This window comes from Citrobacter sp. Cpo221 (assembly GCF_030332345.1).
In the GTDB taxonomy this organism is placed as follows: Bacteria; Pseudomonadota; Gammaproteobacteria; order Enterobacterales; family Enterobacteriaceae; genus Citrobacter; species Citrobacter portucalensis.
Map to the genome: position 1 here is coordinate 1 of NZ_JAOWIA010000051.1, position 18,860 is coordinate 18,860.

18 protein-coding genes and 4 pseudogenes are annotated in these 18,860 nt (G+C 46.6%); 13 read left to right on the forward strand and 9 right to left on the reverse strand.

The window, feature by feature from the left end:
* Together OGY72_RS11880 and OGY72_RS11885 are read left to right on the forward strand one after the other, a co-directional pair.
* The coding region (locus OGY72_RS11880; RefSeq protein ID WP_286547534.1) for a hypothetical protein at nucleotides 1-300 on the forward strand (300 nt) is incomplete at its 5' end.
* Between the two features lie 19 nt (nucleotides 301-319).
* Nucleotides 320-622, forward strand: a complete 303-nt coding sequence (locus tag OGY72_RS11885) for a hypothetical protein (RefSeq protein WP_191027948.1) — start codon at nucleotides 320-322, stop codon at nucleotides 620-622.
* A 509-nt stretch (nucleotides 623-1,131) separates the two neighbouring features.
* Here OGY72_RS11885 and OGY72_RS11890 read toward each other — a convergent pair.
* Nucleotides 1,132-1,584, reverse strand: a complete 453-nt coding sequence (locus OGY72_RS11890; protein WP_159137405.1) for an NADPH-dependent F420 reductase — start codon at nucleotides 1,582-1,584, stop codon at nucleotides 1,132-1,134.
* Between the two features lie 573 nt (nucleotides 1,585-2,157).
* Between OGY72_RS11890 and OGY72_RS11895 the strand changes: the two genes are divergently transcribed.
* The 3 genes and pseudogenes from OGY72_RS11895 to OGY72_RS11905 all read left to right on the forward strand — a co-directional run.
* Complete coding sequence (locus tag OGY72_RS11895) at nucleotides 2,158-2,682, forward strand: hypothetical protein (protein ID WP_159137404.1); 525 nt, start codon at nucleotides 2,158-2,160, stop codon at nucleotides 2,680-2,682.
* A gap of 375 nt (nucleotides 2,683-3,057) precedes the next feature.
* Nucleotides 3,058-3,261, forward strand: coding sequence for a hemolysin expression modulator Hha (gene hha, locus OGY72_RS11900; RefSeq protein ID WP_159137403.1), 204 nt, complete (start codon nucleotides 3,058-3,060; stop codon nucleotides 3,259-3,261).
* 83 nt (nucleotides 3,262-3,344) lie between these two features.
* Nucleotides 3,345-3,763: pseudogene (locus OGY72_RS11905) on the forward strand (transposase); the annotation flags it as partial.
* Nucleotides 3,764-4,232: 469 nt separating this feature from the next.
* On the opposite strand, the pseudogene OGY72_RS11910 reads toward OGY72_RS11905, so the two are convergent.
* The 3 genes and pseudogenes from OGY72_RS11910 to OGY72_RS11920 form a co-directional block, all read right to left on the reverse strand.
* A pseudogene (locus OGY72_RS11910) lies at nucleotides 4,233-5,126 on the reverse strand (IS3 family transposase); the annotation flags it as partial.
* Nucleotides 5,127-5,138: 12 nt separating this feature from the next.
* Nucleotides 5,139-6,290, reverse strand: a complete 1,152-nt coding sequence (locus tag OGY72_RS11915) for an IS30-like element IS30H family transposase (RefSeq protein ID WP_001254955.1) — start codon at nucleotides 6,288-6,290, stop codon at nucleotides 5,139-5,141.
* Nucleotides 6,291-6,354: 64 nt separating this feature from the next.
* Nucleotides 6,355-6,603, reverse strand: a pseudogene (locus OGY72_RS11920) (transposase); the annotation flags it as partial.
* A gap of 446 nt (nucleotides 6,604-7,049) precedes the next feature.
* On the opposite strand from OGY72_RS11920, the pseudogene OGY72_RS11925 reads away from it, so the two are divergent.
* The 5 genes and pseudogenes from OGY72_RS11925 to OGY72_RS11945 form a co-directional block, all read left to right on the forward strand.
* Nucleotides 7,050-7,733: pseudogene (locus OGY72_RS11925) on the forward strand (CSS-motif domain-containing protein); the annotation flags it as partial.
* A 90-nt stretch (nucleotides 7,734-7,823) separates the two neighbouring features.
* Complete coding sequence (locus OGY72_RS11930; protein ID WP_223870258.1) at nucleotides 7,824-8,627, forward strand: EAL domain-containing protein; 804 nt, start codon at nucleotides 7,824-7,826, stop codon at nucleotides 8,625-8,627.
* A 513-nt stretch (nucleotides 8,628-9,140) separates the two neighbouring features.
* Complete coding sequence (locus OGY72_RS11935) at nucleotides 9,141-9,419, forward strand: type II toxin-antitoxin system ParD family antitoxin (protein WP_159137360.1); 279 nt, start codon at nucleotides 9,141-9,143, stop codon at nucleotides 9,417-9,419.
* On the forward strand, nucleotides 9,406-9,702 hold the full coding sequence (locus tag OGY72_RS11940) for a type II toxin-antitoxin system RelE/ParE family toxin (RefSeq protein WP_159137359.1): 297 nt from the start codon (nucleotides 9,406-9,408) through the stop codon (nucleotides 9,700-9,702). The genes OGY72_RS11935 and OGY72_RS11940 overlap by 14 nt, the downstream gene beginning before the upstream one ends.
* A gap of 363 nt (nucleotides 9,703-10,065) precedes the next feature.
* The gene (locus OGY72_RS11945) at nucleotides 10,066-10,806 is read left to right on the forward strand and encodes a tyrosine-type recombinase/integrase (RefSeq protein ID WP_159137358.1); all 741 of its coding nucleotides are present in this window, start codon (nucleotides 10,066-10,068) and stop codon (nucleotides 10,804-10,806) included.
* A 282-nt stretch (nucleotides 10,807-11,088) separates the two neighbouring features.
* On the opposite strand, the gene OGY72_RS11950 is transcribed toward OGY72_RS11945, so the two are convergent.
* A complete protein-coding gene (locus tag OGY72_RS11950; protein ID WP_502873598.1) occupies nucleotides 11,089-11,838 on the reverse strand; it encodes a RepB family plasmid replication initiator protein in 750 nt (249 codons plus the stop codon).
* On the opposite strand from OGY72_RS11950, the gene OGY72_RS24930 reads away from it, so the two are divergent.
* On the forward strand, nucleotides 11,822-12,130 hold the full coding sequence (locus OGY72_RS24930; RefSeq protein WP_502873599.1) for a hypothetical protein: 309 nt from the start codon (nucleotides 11,822-11,824) through the stop codon (nucleotides 12,128-12,130). The genes OGY72_RS11950 and OGY72_RS24930 overlap by 17 nt on opposite strands.
* Before the next feature lie 850 nt (nucleotides 12,131-12,980).
* On the opposite strand, the gene fdnI is transcribed toward OGY72_RS24930, so the two are convergent.
* The 4 genes from fdnI to OGY72_RS24935 all read right to left on the reverse strand — a co-directional run bounded on the left by fdnI (nucleotide 12,981) and on the right by OGY72_RS24935 (nucleotide 17,867).
* On the reverse strand, nucleotides 12,981-13,634 hold the full coding sequence (gene fdnI, locus OGY72_RS11955) for a formate dehydrogenase-N subunit gamma (RefSeq protein WP_159137357.1): 654 nt from the start codon (nucleotides 13,632-13,634) through the stop codon (nucleotides 12,981-12,983).
* The gene (gene fdxH, locus OGY72_RS11960; RefSeq protein WP_286547791.1) at nucleotides 13,627-14,514 is read right to left on the reverse strand and encodes a formate dehydrogenase subunit beta; all 888 of its coding nucleotides are present in this window, start codon (nucleotides 14,512-14,514) and stop codon (nucleotides 13,627-13,629) included. Before fdxH ends, fdnI begins: the two co-directional genes overlap by 8 nt.
* A 12-nt stretch (nucleotides 14,515-14,526) precedes the next feature.
* Complete coding sequence (fdnG, locus tag OGY72_RS11965) at nucleotides 14,527-17,577, reverse strand: formate dehydrogenase-N subunit alpha (RefSeq protein ID WP_159137355.1); 3,051 nt, start codon at nucleotides 17,575-17,577, stop codon at nucleotides 14,527-14,529.
* Nucleotides 17,578-17,726: 149 nt separating this feature from the next.
* The gene (locus tag OGY72_RS24935; protein ID WP_159137354.1) at nucleotides 17,727-17,867 is read right to left on the reverse strand and encodes a hypothetical protein; all 141 of its coding nucleotides are present in this window, start codon (nucleotides 17,865-17,867) and stop codon (nucleotides 17,727-17,729) included.
* Nucleotides 17,868-18,141: 274 nt separating this feature from the next.
* Here OGY72_RS24935 and OGY72_RS11975 point away from each other — a divergent pair, with 274 nt between their 5' ends.
* Both OGY72_RS11975 and OGY72_RS11980 read left to right on the forward strand, forming a co-directional pair.
* The gene (locus OGY72_RS11975) at nucleotides 18,142-18,615 is read left to right on the forward strand and encodes a putative periplasmic lipoprotein (protein WP_286547792.1); all 474 of its coding nucleotides are present in this window, start codon (nucleotides 18,142-18,144) and stop codon (nucleotides 18,613-18,615) included.
* Nucleotides 18,616-18,637: 22 nt separating this feature from the next.
* Nucleotides 18,638-18,860: hypothetical protein (locus tag OGY72_RS11980; RefSeq protein WP_286547793.1), on the forward strand; the 223-nt coding region annotated here is incomplete at its 3' end.

An 18,860-nucleotide genomic window follows, 5' to 3' on the forward strand; every position in this document is an offset into this window, starting at 1 on the left:
CTTTACCCAATGCAACCGTTGCCAGGCAAAGCATATAGAGATGACCTGGACCGGAAATTTGCTGCGGCGAAAATGTACATCAACGTAACCCCGGACGCCGACAGCCGAACAGTCGAAATCAGTGGTCAGATTGATTATTACGATCACCAACGATATAACAACGCCCAGCTGGTCGGTGATTCCATTAAGACCTTCAATGTACCAAAAAGAACCGTGGAGCTGACATACGGGAAACCCGTTGTTATCGAATTACCACGCGGTATTCAGTATTCCCTGCTGTTGACAGACCAATTTCAGTAACTTTCCAAAAATGGATTTAATGATGACCCAGACCCAAGGAAATGTTCTTGTTCCACCGTTGGACTTACGTCCGGTAGTGCAGATGGATATTTGTACCATTGGAGTACTGAAGGAGCGGGAATCTGTTTTTTATGGCAGCGATGAACGAAAGAAAACGCGAATCCAACAGCTGGCAATGATGGCTGAGTCAGGACTATGCCGGTTTTCCTTCCTGGTCGCGATTATTGAAAAAGCGACCGATTTTAAAAACATAATGAATGCTGAAGAATTGTCATCTGTTTTTCAGAATGGCTACGATCAGATCGTTAATTTTCTGGGATGAGAAAATATACTGGAACCACGGGAGTTACTCCCAACTATGATCGACCATCTTGTTGATCCGTGGTTCAATATGGAGGAGGGGGCTGAATTATCTATCACTAAAAGTCTGAAAATACTTAGTTTTCTAACTCACTTGGTATATTCAGTACGCCAGCAAAACACTTACGATTTGATATCGCCAGCAGTGTTGCCATTGAAGGTGAGCGACTCGGCCTTGCAAAAGGGTATCCCAGCATTGCCATCTGTGTAGCGTCAATTTAGGGCTCCGTTTGGGAAACGGGAATTATTGTACGTTAGGCGCTTTTTTGTACCGCTGAGCTGTGGTAGCGCTTAACCATTTTGACAGGCCGCTTTGAGCGAAAAGCGGACCTCTTACGATCTTGCTGCTGAATATCACTACTAATAAAAAAGCTCCCGCAGGAGCTTCTAAAGTAAATCATAATCAGTTGTTCAGCGAATTGAGCGTAACAATCCCGCTAGTTCATCGCTTCCAGGTTCGTAGCCATTTTTTCAGTTGCTTCTGCAATAAGCTGCTCTGAAACAGAGTCGTTCCTTGCTGGCACTGAAAAGCGCCTCCTGCATTTCAGAAGCAGTCAGGTTTGTACAAAATGCAGGCGTCCCTAATTGATGCCTCCAGGCACCGTCAAGGTTGCCAGCATCCACAGCGTCAAAGCCGATATCGTTTATCAGATTCATAACCACTTTTTTTGCAGCTTCATCGTCACCTGAAACTGGAAAAGCAATTCGATCGCCTGCAGTTGCTGAGCGGCCTTTGACAAGAGTTGCATAGTGCATTGTATTCAGGGATTTAATCACAGGACGAGATATGAGTTTTTCAATCCAGCGTCCTTCAGATATCCCCTGTTCTATCTCTTCAATTTCTCCGGAATAATTTGCCGAGTAATTAGAGGTATCTACAAGGATTACCTCTTCACGGACCACACGCAAAGATGTCTGGTTCATACTGATTTAAATCGACAAAAGTCATCAACGACATTGAACGTACGAAAACGACGGCTACAGACCAGGGGCACCTGGCTTTCATAATTAATCCTGTTGTTCTAGTTATATTCAAGATATTTAGTTTGCAACTATATTATAGTCGATAGTTGTAGATATTATATCTTTAACATGTTGTCTTTTTTCCTATTTTTATTAAACCATTTTAGATGGTTGATTCAGACTTTTAAATATTAAATAAAACAAAAAACCACCAGACCCTGCGAATTACTATTCAATGTGCCAATTTTAGGGGGGATTGTAATGTTTCCGTCACTCATATGGGCTCAGATCTGAAAGGTATGCTTAGCTAGGTCGCCATGATACGGTCCCCCTGAAAAATCAGCGTAGCTGCAGCAGGGCTTTCGATGAGAATGGAACTGCTATTGCATCGCTACACGCGATAAATTTTTCTGAATAAAATATGTTCTTACGTTAATGTATTAATCAATACAATGCCTCATCTACCTAATAAATGGAGGGACTTATGATGAATAAAAGTATAATATCGACCTTTTGAAATTATGGACACATCATATGAAAGTAACATCGATCTCCGCAACATTTACAACTGTTATGCCTGCTTTTCTTTTGGTGGGATGCGCAGCGTCTTTTCAACCGGTTTTACCTGATTACAATGGTACAGATGTAGCCTATTTACGGTTTGACAACAGTCCCGTTTATACGAGCCTTCGACAGGCATCTGGTCAAATGCTTCAACCTGTACCTTACATTGTAAAATCGTCAGGCGAGCCGGATAAGGAATACAGTGTTAATGCTCGATTCTCAATCATGGGTATTAAGTCTAGCTACGGAAAAAAGGTAGAAGGCAGTGCTCCTGTTTCCTCAAAATTTGCTGACAAAAGCTATATGGAATATAAAGTTAAGTCTGGTGAGACCTATGCTATTAAGTGGGTATTTACAGAAAAAGGAATGTACAATAGCTTCGATCGTTCATGGGGTGGTTCAGTGACACCTGAAGCTGGACATACATACGAAGTTACTATTGGTGGCGGTTCAGATGGTAATGATGTAGTAATTAATGACATTACTAGTCGCTAGGTTGATTGCTTATCAGGCATCAGTATGTTTATACAGCGAACGTCGATGTAAATGGCGATATGTTTTTTTAGCGGCGGGTGACGCGATGTTTTCTTGTGGTGGGGTGATACTGTAAATATACCGCATGAAGCATGCCCCGCCGAAATGCATCATGTAACAGGCTGAAAGCAGGAGGAATCTACGTTTTTAGGATGTTGAGAATGTCAACTTTTGCATCGTTGCAGATATCTTTTAAACATTTTGAGATTTACAGCATAAAAGAATAATTTAACGGTTATGTTACTGCTTTTATCGGCGATAATAGTGGGGATAGACAGGTGCTACGAAACAACTATAAGATAAGCTGATATATTGATAATCATAAGGGGAACTGACATGACCAGGCAAGAATGGCTCTTACTTCTCCGACGCTGTACTTCCAAGGATACACTTGAAAAAGTAATTGAAAAAAATAAATATGCTTTATCCGATGACGAGCTGGAAGTTTTTTATGCCGCCGCAGACCATCGACTGGCAGAACTGACAATGGGAAAGCTGTATGACAAAGTGCCGCCAAGTGTGTGGAAGTATGTAAAGTGAGTGAACCTCTACAAGTAAGAACATTAACTGAATGACTTAAAATTCATCAATGTAGCTACATCGCTACGGAAACTGCGACAAGCGTGGGGTTGCGCGCGCTTGCTGTACTAGGTGAAAACCGCGACCGCTTCAAGAGCGCCGAAGAAATTCAAAACTACGCTGGTATCGCGCCAGTAACTGAGCGAAGCGGTCAAAAATCCTGTGTACGCAGGCGTTGGCAGTATGCGAAGTTCGTCCAACTGACATTCGTGGTATGGCTGCGAAGACAGTTAACTTAACATACTGGGCCAGGCTTTATTACCAGGGCCGGCGAGGAAAATGGCGATCGCATCAATATGCGATCCGGCCTCTGGCGCTTGGAATTGAATGGATGAGGATCATTTCCCGCTTCGGGAAGACCCAAGACCAGCCCAACGAAGCGAAGTATTTGCTTGCACTGGCAGCACGAAAGCCGCCCTTACTAAATCTTATCGAATGTGTCAGGCAGCGAAGTGAACGATAGCCAAATAATTTATAAAGAGACAGCTACAACTCTCTGAATATATCATTCTTCGTAATTCGGTTAATAATACCTTCAAATAAAAAAAGCGGTCCGGCGACATCCCCCGGACCGCTTCAACAAACTGTCTGATGTTATGTATTCATCAGTAGGCAAATATCATACCAGCTTATGGTTCAGATAGCCACGTTGCTTGATTGTTGTGCAATGTAACAAATGTGAGGTATGTGTAGGTAATCGTTATTTTTAGGACTTAATGCACCGGTATTCTGGGCTTCAAATTCATCGGGGTAATGGCAAGTTAATGAAAAAAAGACCATTCCTCACGGGGGAAAAATGGTCGAATAATAGTATCCTGGTTCTGTGTACGTCAGGGTTCCAGTAGGATAGCGTCTATTATCATGAACAAAACGACAAATAAGGGGGTAAATATGCCTCATTTTTGTTAAGGAATTGAATCGCCACGGAAAATCTAGACACTTCCGAGCCGTTGATAATACTGGTTTTCATATTCTGTCGGTGACATCTGATCGCTAGAACCATGCCGACGCTTACTGTTATAAAACATTTCGATGTAATCAAAAATATCGCTGCGGGCTTCTTCCCGCGTTCCGTAGATCTTTTTCTTTATCCGTTCGCGTTTCAACAACTGGAAAAAGCTTTCTGCAACCGCATTATCATGGCAGTTACCGCGACGGCTCATGCTGCCCTCCAGGCCGTGTGATTTCAGGAACGACTGCCACTCATGGCTTGTGTACTGACTGCCCTGATCCGAATGAACCAGCACCTGTTTTTGGGGATTACGCCGCCATACAGCCATCAGCAGTGCGTTCAGGACAATGTCCTTTGTCATCCGGGATTGCATGGACCAGCCGATAATTTTGCGTGAGAACAGATCAACAACAACGGCAAGATACAGCCAGCCTTCGTGGGTCCTGATGTAGGTTATGTCCGTTACCCAACGCTCATCCGGAGCATCCGGATTGAACTGTCGCTGGAGCCTGTTGGGCGACACGATACTGGCCTCGCCTTTACGTGCCCGCGGGCTCCGGTATCCGACCTGAGCCTTTATCCCGACACGTTTCATCAGTCGCCAGACCCGGTTCACTCCGCACTGTTGCCCGCTGTCCCGCAGATCCAGATGGATTTTGCGATAACCATAGACGCATCCCGATTCCAGCCAGAACTGTTTAATCTGTCCTGTCAGTCTCAGGTCTGCCTGATGGCGTTGTGAATGCGGCTGCTGAAGCCAGGCGTAAAAACCACTGGGATGAACATCCAGCACCCGACAGAGCAGGCGAACAGGCCAGCAACAGGAGTTGTCACGGATAAAGGCGTACCTCAGTCGGACAGCTTTGCGAAGTACGCCGCTGTAGATTCAATCTGTCAACGCAACACCCCTTTCAATTATCTCTTTAGGTGTTTTGAACTTCAGTGTCTTTCTCGGTCTGTTGTTTAGCTGAGCTGCAACCTGATCCAGCTCATATTGAGTATATTGGGCAAGGCATGTCTTTTTGGGAAAGTACTGTCGGATTAGCCCATTAGTGTTTTCGTTTGTTCCCCGCTGCCAGGGGCTCTGAGGATCGCAGAAGTAAACTTTAACTCCTGTGCTGCCAGTAAATTCCAGATGTCTGGCCAGCTCCATTCCTCTGTCCCATGTCAGTGATCGCCGGAGTTCAGGTGGTAAGCTCAGGAATTTATCTGTAAGAGCCTGATTCACTGATAAAGCGTCTTTGCCCCTGAGTCTCAGGATGATCGTATAACGTGATTTTCGGTCTACAAGTGTGGCTATATGGGAGTTTTTTGTACCCGAGACTAAATCGCCTTCCCAGTGTCCCAGAGAGCGTCTGTTATCGATATGCCGGGAACGTTCGTGGATTGGCGTTCCGTTCACTATGTTGATAGTGCCTCTTTCACCTTTGCGAGTATGGCGCCTGCCATGACGGAGGCTGTGCGATCGGCGCAGGTGCTGTACGTTCAGGTGGTGTAGCGCTTCACGACTACGAAAGTAAAGCGTCTTATAAATTGTCTCAGGTGATATTCGTAGTGTTTTTTGACGCGGCTTCGTTCGCCTTAACCATCCTGATATTTGCTCTGGGGACCACTTCATCTCAAGCTTTTCCAGAACAAGCTCTCGCAACGGCATATTCTGATCCAGTAAGCACGGTTTTGGTCTTTTAGCCATCCTGTTGGCCCGGTTATTCGCATCAACGGCTTTGTAATAGCGCCTACCACGATTACGCTGAACTTCACGTGAGATTGTTGAAGGGCTACGATTCAGCATTGTAGCGATGGCTCGAATGCTCATTTTAGCTGACAAACCGGCTCGTATTTCCTCGCGCTCAGACAGCGTCAGGTGAGCAACAGCTCGCTTGCGCTCATTGGGTTTTATGCCGCCAGTATCTCTTAACATCGTGAAGATGGTCCCTGGTTTCGAACCCAGGATATTAGCTATCTCACTGAAGCCTTTTCCGTTCTTCCACAGTTCAAAAACAGATGTTTTTTCCTTTGCTGTAAATGTTCGTCTCATTCAACAATCCTCCGCAACTACATGTTTTCACATGACTGTTGCGTTGACCAATTGAATCTACAGCGGCTTTTTTTAATATGTCCCGTTCGTCGGTAACCCGTTTCAGCTCTTTCTGGAGACGGCGGATCTCGGCCTGAGCATCTGACTGTTCTTTATTAGTGGAAGGATCCGGACCGTACTTCTTTATTCAGGCGTAAAGGCTGTGGGTGGTGATATCGAGACGTGTTGCAACGCTGGCAACAGAATAACCGCGATCAACAACCTGTTTGACTGCTTCAGTTTTAAACTCTTCGGGATAACGCTTACCGCTCATGGGCACCTCTCTTTAAGCCATCTTAAATGACTCTGAGGTGTCTGTTAAACCCATGGCGATTCACTATTATTGAAAATTCAAATCAACTTTCATTTCTTTAATAAATACACTTTTTTCTACGTAAACATATTTAATATTATCAAATTTCCTACATATTTACAATTTATAAAGCAAAGAGTTTTGTTACAATTTAAATGATGTTCTTCATACTGATAAATTAACGATATTCGCAGCCAATGATATTTTTATAAATTATTTAATCAGGAATAAATTAATTATTCAAAATGATTCCTGTTAAATAGTTACACATATGATAACTATAGAGTAAAGTAATATAAAGAAATGCCGATACTCTAACATTAGAGTCGGTGGGCTGGTAAATGAAACTGGCCGGAAACAATAGCTGGTTTCTGCGGTACACTGTTTTCAGGAGGCGCTGGATGATTATGCTTAAGATAAAAAAGTGGATTTATTTTGGAAAAAAGAAATATAACCCTGTGATTTTGATATTTTCTTTACTTTTATCTGGTTTGTTTCTCTTCATATCCTTAGAAGGGATCGCATACCTGATTTTTCGGGACAGAATTAAGGATTATACTTCTGATGTTCTTAACCGTGCTGAGTCTCTCATGCTTCAGGTTGATACTGTTAACGCGGCAGCAAGATCAAGCTCGGATGTGAGCAGTTGGCCCTGTTCCTATGAGAATCTTCAGCATCTCAGAGTTGTTGTTTGGCCTTATTCTCTGATTAAAGATGTAGGCTACACGTCGAAAATCGGGTTAACCTGTAGCGCTATTTGGGGGGTTATGCGCCTCCCATTATCTCTTGATCATTTTGAGAAAAAAATCCAATCAAAGGAAGGCATATGGTTGTTTGGTGTTGCATTAAAAAATGGTATTTCTGCCGATGCATATATCTCCAAAGAAATAGCAGTTATTGTCTCACCATTTTCATTTAAGCGATTTGAAACTGATCTGCATACAAAAAATTTCAGTGCAGTAGTGGGAAATAGAAAACATAATGAACACTTCTTTAAAATTGGACCTGACTCTGCGCTTCTGGATAAACATGCCAACCTCCCTATGAGATTTATTCAGTCCGAAGCGTGCAGTCACCATTATGATCTCTGCATTGCCGGGGGAGGATACTTTTTGAATGTATTATTTGAACACTGGAGTATAACTGTATTATTAGTAATAGTATCCCTAATATCAGGCTTGATGATCTATATCATCATTATGGATAAACGTGAAATTAATGACTCCCTTTCGGTAAGATTTACAAAAGCGCTAAAAGATAGAAGATTATCAGTGGCCTACCAACCTATTTACAAGATTAATAACGATACCATCTGCGGATTCGAATCTTTACTTAGGTGGAAGGATGAAAGACTTGGAAATATTGGTCCTGATGTGTTTATACCTCTTTCAGAAAAAGAGGGGTTACAGGGAGAAGTTACATTATACGTAGTTACACATGCAATAAATGATTTTATTCACATTGCCAAACAAAACAAATTATTTCTAAGTATAAATATTAACGCGAGTGATCTTGATTCGGTTAAATTTAAGGAAACACTTACTTCACTAATTTCAAAATACAACATTCCCTTTGGGACGATTATTCTTGAAATAACGGAGCGCCAAGGCGGAGATTTTGAAGAAATGAAAGAGTATATCGATTTTTATAAAAAACATGGCGTCAGATTTGCTATTGATGATTTTGGAACGGGGTATTCCAATTTAAATTTGATCACCGCTCTTGACGTTGATGAAATTAAAATAGATAAATGTCTAACTGATGCGATCGGTACTGATTCATTGAGTTATGACCTTCTTCCTGGGTTGCATGAAATGTTTAGAAGTATTGCTGATAAAATTGTATTCGAAGGTGTTGAAACACAATTGCAGGTAAGTTATCTGAAGTCATTCTGGCCTCAGAGTTATGCACAGGGATGGTATTACTCTAGAGCACTACCACTGGAGGATGCTATTGACTTAATTAATCTGGAAAAAGAAAAATAAATATTTTTAGCCTGTAATAGTTGCAATTATCTTTGGTTATTAGTTCGGGAATTAGCGCACATTTCATAGAAATGTGCCATGCTAAAGCTAAAAAAATATAATAACTCTGGATAAAGGTGTAAACAACTCTCAGATTCTTTTTTTTAGATGGTTGTGATGCGATTTTATATCTATCAACTAAATACACGAAAAATTAAAATATATTTTTTCTTACCTGTTGTACGGCATCTTATTTATTTACTGCAGACTGATACTGAAATTATTATTATCCGTATACAGGATGCCGGCCGTCATCTCAACTGTCAGTAGTCAGCAACTACATTGCGCTGCGTGAAATATGACAGGGTTACAGAAGGGTTGTAACAGGTCAGAATTCACGTAGAGCACCTTCCCTCTTCTGGCTCACTTTCCGCTCCTGTTCATCCTGGCATTACCCCAATTCTCCCAAATGTTCAGTACTGGACGCACCTTAGAGTATCGAATAAACTGAATGTAAGATTTAAACTTACAATCATGAGGCTTGATATGGCCAGAACAATGACAGTGGATCTCGGCGATGAACTCAGAGATTTCATAGAATCACTAATAGAATCAGGTGATTATCGTACACAGAGTGAAGTAATCCGCGAGTCACTTCGTCTCCTGCGCGAGAAACAGGCAGAATCACGTCTCCAGGCCCTGCGGGATTTACTGGCAGAAGGTCTGAGCAGCGGCGAACCTGTGGCGTGGGAAAAGGATGCGCTTCTGAAAAAATTGAAAGCAGGCACGAGGGCTTCCGGTGAAAACCGTTAAACTCACACCGAAAGCCAGTCAGGATCTGGAGGATATCTGGTATTACGGATACCACCATTCCGGTGAGAAACAGGCCGACAAATATATTAATCAGATATCCGACATTTTTCAGGTTATGAGTGATCATAATATCGGTACTCCCCGTCCTGAACTGGGGGAATACATATTCGCACTACCCGTTGAGCGGCATATGATTTTTTTTCTGCAGACAGATACTGAAATTATTATTATCCGTATATTAAGTCAGCATCAGAATGCCGGCCGTCATATCAACTGGCAATAGTCAGTTACCACATTGCGCTACGTGAAAACTGACAGGGTTACAGGGGTGTACCAGGTCAGAATTCACGTAGCGCATCCTCTTCTTCTCTGCTCCATTCTCATTATGGTCCGATCATGTCTGTCCTGGCATTACCCCATTTCTCCCAAAAACAGTAAAACAGCGCTAAGCCCGCGTCATGACTGGCTTCATGGCGGATCGGAGAAGAAAATAGATCCTTTACGTATTTGGTTTTACCCGCAATAATGAGGGATAAGACAACAAATGGATCCGCGCGATGCGATTTATTGTGATGGCAGGATCGGGCCTTTCAGGCCAGAATAACTGTATTCATAACCAGTGCGTGCGCTACGTGAAAAATAGCCGATGAACAACATCATTCCCCTGCAGAATTCACCAGAACGCGTTTCGTTATTGCCGATCGCCCCGGGCGTTGATTTTGCGACCGCAGTGGCATTACGACGCATGGCCACCTCCACCGGCGCCACCCCGGCCTATCTTCTGGCACCGGAAGTGAGTGCCCTCCTCTGGTATATGCCTGACCAGCGACATCACATGCTGTTCGCCACGATGTGGAACACCGGTATCCGTATCGGAGAAGCCAGAACGCTGACCCCGGAGTCGTTCGATCTCGAGGGCTTAAGGCCGTTTGTGCGGGTACTCTCTGAGAAGGTACGTGCACGACGCGGGCGTCCACCGAAAGATGAGGTCCGTCTGGTCCCACTGACAGATATAAGCTATGTCAGGCAGATGGAGAGCTGGATGATTACCACTCGCCCCCGCCGGCGCGAACCTTTATGGGCGGTGACCGACGAGACTATGCGTAACTGGCTGAAACAGGCAGTAAAACGGGCAGAAGGTGACGGGGTATATTTTTCAATTCCGGTGACCCCGCATACGTTCCGGCACAGCTATATCATGCATATGCTCTATCACCGTCAGCCGAAGAAAGTCATCCAGGCGCTGGCCGGTCACAAAGATCCACGTTCAATGGAGGTCTATACGCGGGTGTTTGCGCTGGATATGGCCGCCACACTGGCCGTGCCGTTCACCGGTGATGGGCATGATGCTGCGCAGATCCTCCGGACACTCCCTCCCCTGAGGTGACAACGTCACTCACCACAGTTGATATAAACTGTGGTGAGTAAATCCTCCATAAGATAAGCTGTAGTGAGTTAAATAAACTGTAGCAAGCAAAATAAGCTATAGTGAGCAGATTAGGCTTTATGGGGGGCACGACCGGTTCGCAGGGCTCTGGCAGTAACAGGAATACCATTCTGAAGGGGTTGTGGATCAGGAAGGATGTTTTTCCGGTATGGGCTGCTCTCATCACTACTTATATAAGCTGTAGTAAGTAAACACAGATGCATTACTCACTACAGCTTATGTTCAGCGGGATTTGAAGAGTTTTTCCAGGTCATCAAGGGTGATGCCCAGTTTCTCGAGAAGTTTCAGTTTTTCAGCCATTTCCGGGCTGACATCACCCGTTGTGGCTAACAGCTGCGGGTTCTCCGCACTCTCATCATGAGGTGGCTTTAACTTGGGCCGGCGGTAGTGAATGCAGAAGAGTTTAGTGCGTCCCCGCTGGATCTCAGTGTAATCCAGATAGCCAATCTCCCGGAGCTGCTCCATGGCTCGCCTCACCGTCTGGTTCTGCGAAAACACCGGGGATTTCAGGTTCAGACGGGCCCGCAGACGCGCCAGTGATATAGGCGCCGGATCCCGTGGCAGACTTTCTATAAAGGTATAAAGGGCCTGAGCGGATTCCCGGCGCTTCAGGGCATTGATGGCCTTGAGCTGCAGCAGCACTTTCCGGTCAAACTGGTAGAGCTCAAACAGGCGTGGATCGGCCTGCAGCTGGACGATATCCTTCTCCGTATCATAGTAAGCGGACTGTACCAGATGCGTGATGTACTCTTTGGTGTGCTTTTCAGTTGTGCGGGAAAACGAGATCACCGTACCCGCAATACGTTTGAGTGAGGGGCTGATACGTTCCCGGAGTTTACGTGATGACTGACTGGAGGGGATCCCGCATAGTTTTGCGAACTCGACAAATGGCAGCTCAACTTTATCGCCGATAACCTTATGCCGGGCAAAGGAATGGATCACCCCTACCCAGGTCTTGAAGTCATTATCCATATCCAGGCGGGGGCCGGTGATCTCTACCTTATCAAACCCTTCGGCTCTGGCGAGAGACAGACGCGTCAGTTCTTCCGTCGCATCAGTCCGGGAAAGCGTATTTTTTTTGCTGTTTTTCAGTGATTTGAGCGTAGGAACAAACACCCCAAGCCGCATCAGTGCCACAGGCTGCACTGTGTTACTGGCATTAGGAGTAAGATTTACAACTTCACCGGAGGATTTATCCACCTCTTCAAACAGCTTTTTTATGTCCAGATTGTCCTTGTCCAGAGAGCCTCCGATCGGTGGATAGTTTTAGAATAAAAGCAGCCACACTTTTCATGTGATGGCCTGTAAGGCGCCAGACAACTGGCTTCAGTTTATACACAACCCTGATGAACTTTCAGGGGACATACTCACTGTAGTTTATATCACTGGCTCATTACAGCATATCCTCTGCATAATACAGCTTATTGCATGCCAGTTACAGCTTATGATTTACCAACTACAGCTTATGTGATCATGCGTCAGGCTCAGAGCTGGCACGGCCTCCAGAGGTGTCGGGATCTTCTTTGGATCTTACAGGGATCACTTTAAGGATCTTATTATTGGATCGAATGTGTGTATATGTGGATAACCTGCTGACAGGCAAAGTAATTAGGACCTTTCCTCTGACCATAATATCAGTGCGTACTTGCCCATACAGGCTTCAGTGTTATTGTGCTTCCTCGCCGGTTCGCGGGCTAAAGCCCGGTCACCGGTCTGCGGCGAGCACCTTCTCATTTAATGGAACTCATAGCTGCTTCCCGTTTTTCCTTCGACACTAAACCCGCCCATTCTGATCGCTGATGAGTAATGCAGCGTCGGTTCCCGCGGAATTTAATGATAATGACCAGACATCTGAGAGGGATCGCTCTGAAAATATAGCAAGTAACTGATGAGGCTCGTAAAGAGCACATCCGTATGAGGACTGTTTTTGAAAACGCTGTCGGCGTACAGAGGACTGCTCGTTCAATCAGGGAACTGTTTATGATGAGATTCTGAGATCGCCTGTCACTACATAACACTGGGTGTGAGCCGATTTCCCATCTTCATTTCAGGTCTGAAACATATGGAACAATGTGATGTGACCGTTGAAAGCAATAACAACGGCCACACAATGGTTATCTTGACTTGGAACTATGAGTTTCCTTTTCAGTGGCCTCTGTTTCCCGATACCAGCGAGGATGGTGTTTTTTCGCCCAGCGTCGACTCACTTTCCCTTCGATCATGCCTTTAATTGACCCTTTTACCCAAAACGCCATGTACATATGGATCAGAATGGCGTGGATCAGCACAATGGCTGCTGTCGCGTGGATTAACAAACTCCAGCGAACTATGTTAATTGAGAAATAATGGGCAAAGTAGGGTCTCCAGATAATAACGCCGGTAACCAGTAATACCAGAATCAGGCTCATGATGCTCCAGAACATCATTTTCTGCCCTGCGTTGTATTTCCCCACATCAGCGACTTTATGCTCATTGCCTTTAAGTACCTCAACGATCCCTTTAATCCAGGGGAGGTCCTGTTTATCGGGAATGTTGTGGTGTACAAAACGGACGAACATAAACATCAGCATGATGAAAATCATCACTCCGAAAAACGGATGTAGAATTCGTCCCATTTGCGGTGTACCGAAGGTTTCGGTGAGCCATTGCAGCGTCGGGAAGAACAGCGCAATACCGGAAAGCGACACCAGGAAGAAGCTTATTACCACCGTCCAGTGACAGGCACGGTCGATGAATTTGGTGCGCAGAATCATTTTGCTTTTACTCATGACCGTTCTCCCCTTCATCATCATCCGTCTCTTTGTTTGGGCCGACTCCCACGTAGTGATAAATCAGCCCGGCAAAGGTGACGATAAATCCGGCGGCGGAGAGTGGTTTTAAAATCCCCTTCCAGAGGTTCACTGGTGCGGCGATTTTTGGCTCATCCGGCAGATTGTGGTACAGCGATGGTTGATCCGCGTGATGAAGTACATACATCACGTGGGTGCCGCCGACCCCTTGCGGGTTGTAGATGCCCGAGTTGGCATAGCCGCGTTTTTTCAACTGCGCCACGCGAGTTTCCCCTACATTGAGCATTTCTTTTTTGGTGCCAAACTGGATGGCACCGGTCGGACAGGTTTTCACGCAGGCGGGTTCCTGGCCCACGCTGACCCGGTCAATGCACAGCGTACATTTGTAGACCCGGTTATCTTCGGGATTGAGCCGGGGAATATTAAACGGGCAGCCAGCAATGCAGTAGCCACAGCCAATGCAGTGCTCGGACTGAAAGTCGACAATTCCGTTGGCATACTGAATGATTGCTCCGGCGGATGGACAGGCTTTCAGACAGCCGGGATCGGCGCAGTGCATGCAGCCGTCTTTGCGGATCAGCCATTCCAGCTTGTCGTTCTGGGTGGTTTCGCTAAAGCGCATCACCGTCCAGGACTTGGCGCTGAGATCGGTCGGGTTGTCGTAGACGCCGTTGCAGTAGCCCACTTCATCGCGAATATCGTTCCACTCTGAGCAGGCGACCTGACAGCCTTTACAGCCAATACAGGTGGTGACATCAATCAGTTTCGCCACTTCAGTACGGTAATCCCGCGCCTGGGGCGGCGGCGTGATGCTGTTCGTCGCCGAGCGTTTAATAATATCTTGTGATTGCATAGCCATGAGTTCCCTTCCTTACGCTCGCTCGATGTTGACCAGAAACGCTTTATACTCCGGTGTTTGCGAGTTCGCGTCACCCACCGATGGCGTTAACGTATTGGCGAGGAACCCTTTGCGTGTGGCGCCTTCAAAGCCCCAGTGACAAGGGATACCGATAGTATCGACCTGCTTACCATCGATCGTCAGCGTTTGCAGACGTTTGGTGACCACCGCCTTCGCTTTGATAAAGCCGCGTTTCGACATCACTTTCACCGTATCACCTGCCGCAATGCCTTTTTTGCTAGCCAGCGCCTCACCGATTTCGATGAATTGATCGGGTTGAGCGATGGCGTTGAGCAGCGCATGTTTGGTCCAGTGGCGGAACAGTTCGGTAATGGAGTAAGTTGTGGCGACGTACGGGAAGGCATCCGCTTTACCCATATTGGCGATATCGTCATGGTAGATACGCGCAACCGGGCTGGATACAACATCCGGGTGCAGCGGGTTGGTACCAATAGGCGACTCAATGGGTTCGTAATGTTCCGGGAATGGCCCGTCGTTCATTTTGTTGATGGAGAACAGACGCGCTACGCCTTCCGGGTTCATGATAAACGGACCAACGTTGCTGCCCGGTGTGGCCTGGCCGTAGTCGGCTACGTCCATACCGGCCCATTTTTTGCCATCCCAGTGCAGCAGGGCTCGTTTGGGATCCCACGGTTTTCCTGATGGATCGGCCGAAGCGCGGTTGTAGAGAATACGGCGGTTGGCAGGCCATGACCACGCCCAGCCCGGTGTACAGCCCAGACCATACGGATCGCTGTTGTCGCGATTGGCCATCTGGTTGCCTTGTTCTGTCCAGCTTCCGCAGTAGACCCAGCAGAAACTGCTGGTCGAGCCGTCATCGCGCAGCTGTGCAAAGCTGCTGAGCTGCTGGCCTTTTCTGGCTATAAGCTGGCCTTTGTCATCATAAAGGTCTTCAAGTGCCTGGCCATTTGCTTCACGCGCAATCTCTTCCGGGTGCGGGTCGTAGGGATCTTTATAATTCCAGGCAATATTCAACAAGGGTTGCGGATTTGCGCCGCCTTCCTGCTGATACAGCTCGCGCAGCCGCATAAACAGACGGCCAAGGATCTTCCCGTCATGTAGGGCTTCTCCAGGTGGTTCTGCCGCAGCCCAGTGCCACTGTAACCAACGCCCGGAGTTAGCGATTGAACCATTTTCCTCAGCAAAGCAGGATGAGGGCAGACGGAAAACTTCGGTCTGAATATCTGCCGGGTTTACATCGTTCATCTCGCCATGATCCTGCCAAAAATTGGACGACTCAGTGACCAGCGGATCGATAACCACCATATATTTCAGTTTTGAAAGCGCGCGGGATGATTTGTTTTTATCAGGAAATGCCGCCAGCGGATTGAAGCCCTGAACGATGTAACCATTAATCTTCCCTTCGAGCATCAATTCGGCCTGGGTCATGACGTCATACAGGCGATCCCATTTAGGCAGCCAGTCGTAGCCCCAGTTATTTTCCGCCGTTGCATTGTTGCCCCAGAAACTTTTCATCATGCTAACAAAGAACTTCGGCGTATTTTGCCAGTAGTTGACCTCATTCACGCCTAGCGCAGGCGGCGTGATTTGCGAAATATAGGTCTGGTAGTCTGGCTGTTTTTCCGACGGCAGCGGCATATAGCCCGGCAGGTTCGTCGACAACAGGCCAAGATCGGTATAGCCCTGAATATTGGAGTGGCCACGTAGGGCGTTAACGCCGCCGCCCGCCATGCCTATATTGCCCAGTAGCAACTGGAGCATAGCGGCGGCGCGAATAATCTGTGCCCCGGCGGAGTGGTGTGTCCAGCCCAGCGCATACAGGATAGTGGCGGTGCGGTCAGGCACGCTGGTGCTGGCGAGAATGTCGCAGATACGATTGAAGTCCGCCACGGATGTCCCACATAACCGGTTAACCATTTCCGGGGTATAGCGCTCGACGTGGTTTTTGAGCAAATGCCACACGCAGCGTGGGTGAGCCAATGTTTCATCACGCAGGGCATTACCCTGTTCGTCAAGCTGATAGAACCAGCTCGATTTATCGTACTGGCGTTTCTTGTCGTCGTAGCCGCTAAACAGACCGTCATTGAACTGATAGTCATCACGGATAATCAGGCTGGCGTTGGTGTAATGGCGCACATAGTCGTGTTGTACTCGGTCGTTTTTCAGCAGATAGCGGATCACACCGAGCAGGAATGCGGTGTCGGAACCAGCACGAATTGGTGCGTACAAATCAGCGACGGCAGCGCTACGGTTAAAGCGCGGGTCGACCACCACCACGGTGGCGTCGTTTTTAGTTTGCGCTTCGACCACCCATTTAAAGCCTACCGGGTGCGCCTCAGCGGCATTGCCGCCCATAATAAGCACTACGTTGGCATTTTTAATATCGACCCAGTTGTTGGTCATTGCGCCACGCCCAAACGTTGGTGCAAGAGCCGCAACGGTGGGGCCATGACATAATCGTGCCTGACAGTCGATAGCGACCATCCCTAATCCCCGAGTAAATTTACCGTCGAGGATCCCGGTTTCATTGCTTGCCGCTGAAGAACATAGCATGCCCGTAGTGGACCAGCGGTTGACGGTAACGCCCAGGGCATTTTTCTCAATAAAGTTGGCATCGCGGTCATCTTTCATGAGTCGGGCAATACGGTTAATCGCATCGTCCCAGCTAATACGTTGCCATTTATCCGAACCCGGCGCGCGATATTCGGGATACTGCAGACGGGTTTCACTATGAATATAATCCAGCACGCCAGCGCCTTTAGGGCACAACGAGCCACGGCTCACCGGATGATCCGGGTCGCCCTCAATATGGTAGATACTTTCTTTGACGTTTTTGGCTGTATCGCCAAGGCTGTACATCAGCATGCCGCAGCCTACTGAGCAGTACGTACAGTTATTACGCGTCTCTTTTGCTTTTAAGAGTTTGTATTGACGGGTTTCCGCGTGAACGGAAAAAGATGATAAGAATCCGAGAGATGCAACAGTTGTGCCTGCCATACCGCCCGCGCAGATTCGAAAGAACTGCCTCCGGCTGAGCTCCATGTATCCTCCAGCTTAAACTTAAGACTTGAAAAGGTGGAGGATATTATAAGGATAACTTATCTGCCAAACCACTAACCATGTATGGGTATTTTTACTTTCAGTATCAATATATTGAGCGAAAACGGATCAAACTGTGATCTCAGTAACGTTCAATACTTAACAATTAACGCCTGATTAATATATATGGAAGCCAGTTTTTTTATGGCTGCATCTGCAACCGTGTAGTTCTGATCAAGGTCCAGTTGAGCGGATTCGCGTTTAAACTCTGCGCTGAAATTTCTTTTTTTCATTGAGGCTCCTGTAATGTTGGACTGACCCCAAGCAGCTCCTGAGCCAACTGCCAGCGGGTTATGGTTTATCAGAGGGAAGATATAGATTGGTGGAAACTATCAACACAGGAGCCGGCTACGCCGGGCTACGGCGCCCCTGACCCACCGAGATATGCGCAACAATAATTGTCGCTTCCATGCCCTACGGGCATAACACCTAAACATCCTGATATCGATGCCGATAGACATTGATGTACAGGAGAAATTTACTTCCCCTTTTCAAAAGGAAAACGTAATGAAAAAAATTATTGGGGTTGCGGCAACGTGTATGCTGATGATGGGGTGCGGCTCTCAGCCAGCTAAAAAGCTATATCTTAATACGCAGATGCAATCTCTGGTATCCGGCCCGACGACAATCAGCCTAGAGGCTGACCGGCTTCTCCCTCAGAAAAATATAAGTCATCTAAACCTTTACCCAATGCAACCGTTGCCAGGCAAAGCATATAGAGATGACCTGGACCGGAAATTTGCTGCGGCGAAAATGTACATCAACGTAACCCCGGACGCCGACAGCCGAACAGTCGAAATCAGTGGTCAGATTGATTATTACGATCACCAACGATATAACAACGCCCAGCTGGTCGGTGATTCCATTAAGACCTTCAATGTACCAAAAAGAACCGTGGAGCTGACATACGGGAAACCCGTTGTTATCGAATTACCACGCGGTATTCAGTATTCCCTGCTGTTGACAGACCAATTTCAGTAACTTTCCAAAAATGGATTTAATGATGACCCAGACCCAAGGAAATGTTCTTGTTCCACCGTTGGACTTACGTCCGGTAGTGCAGATGGATATTTGTACCATTGGAGTACTGAAGGAGCGGGAATCTGTTTTTTATGGCAGCGATGAACGAAAGAAAACGCGAATCCAACAGCTGGCAATGATGGCTGAGTCAGGACTATGCCGGTTTTCCTTCCTGGTCGCGATTATTGAAAAAGCGACCGATTTTA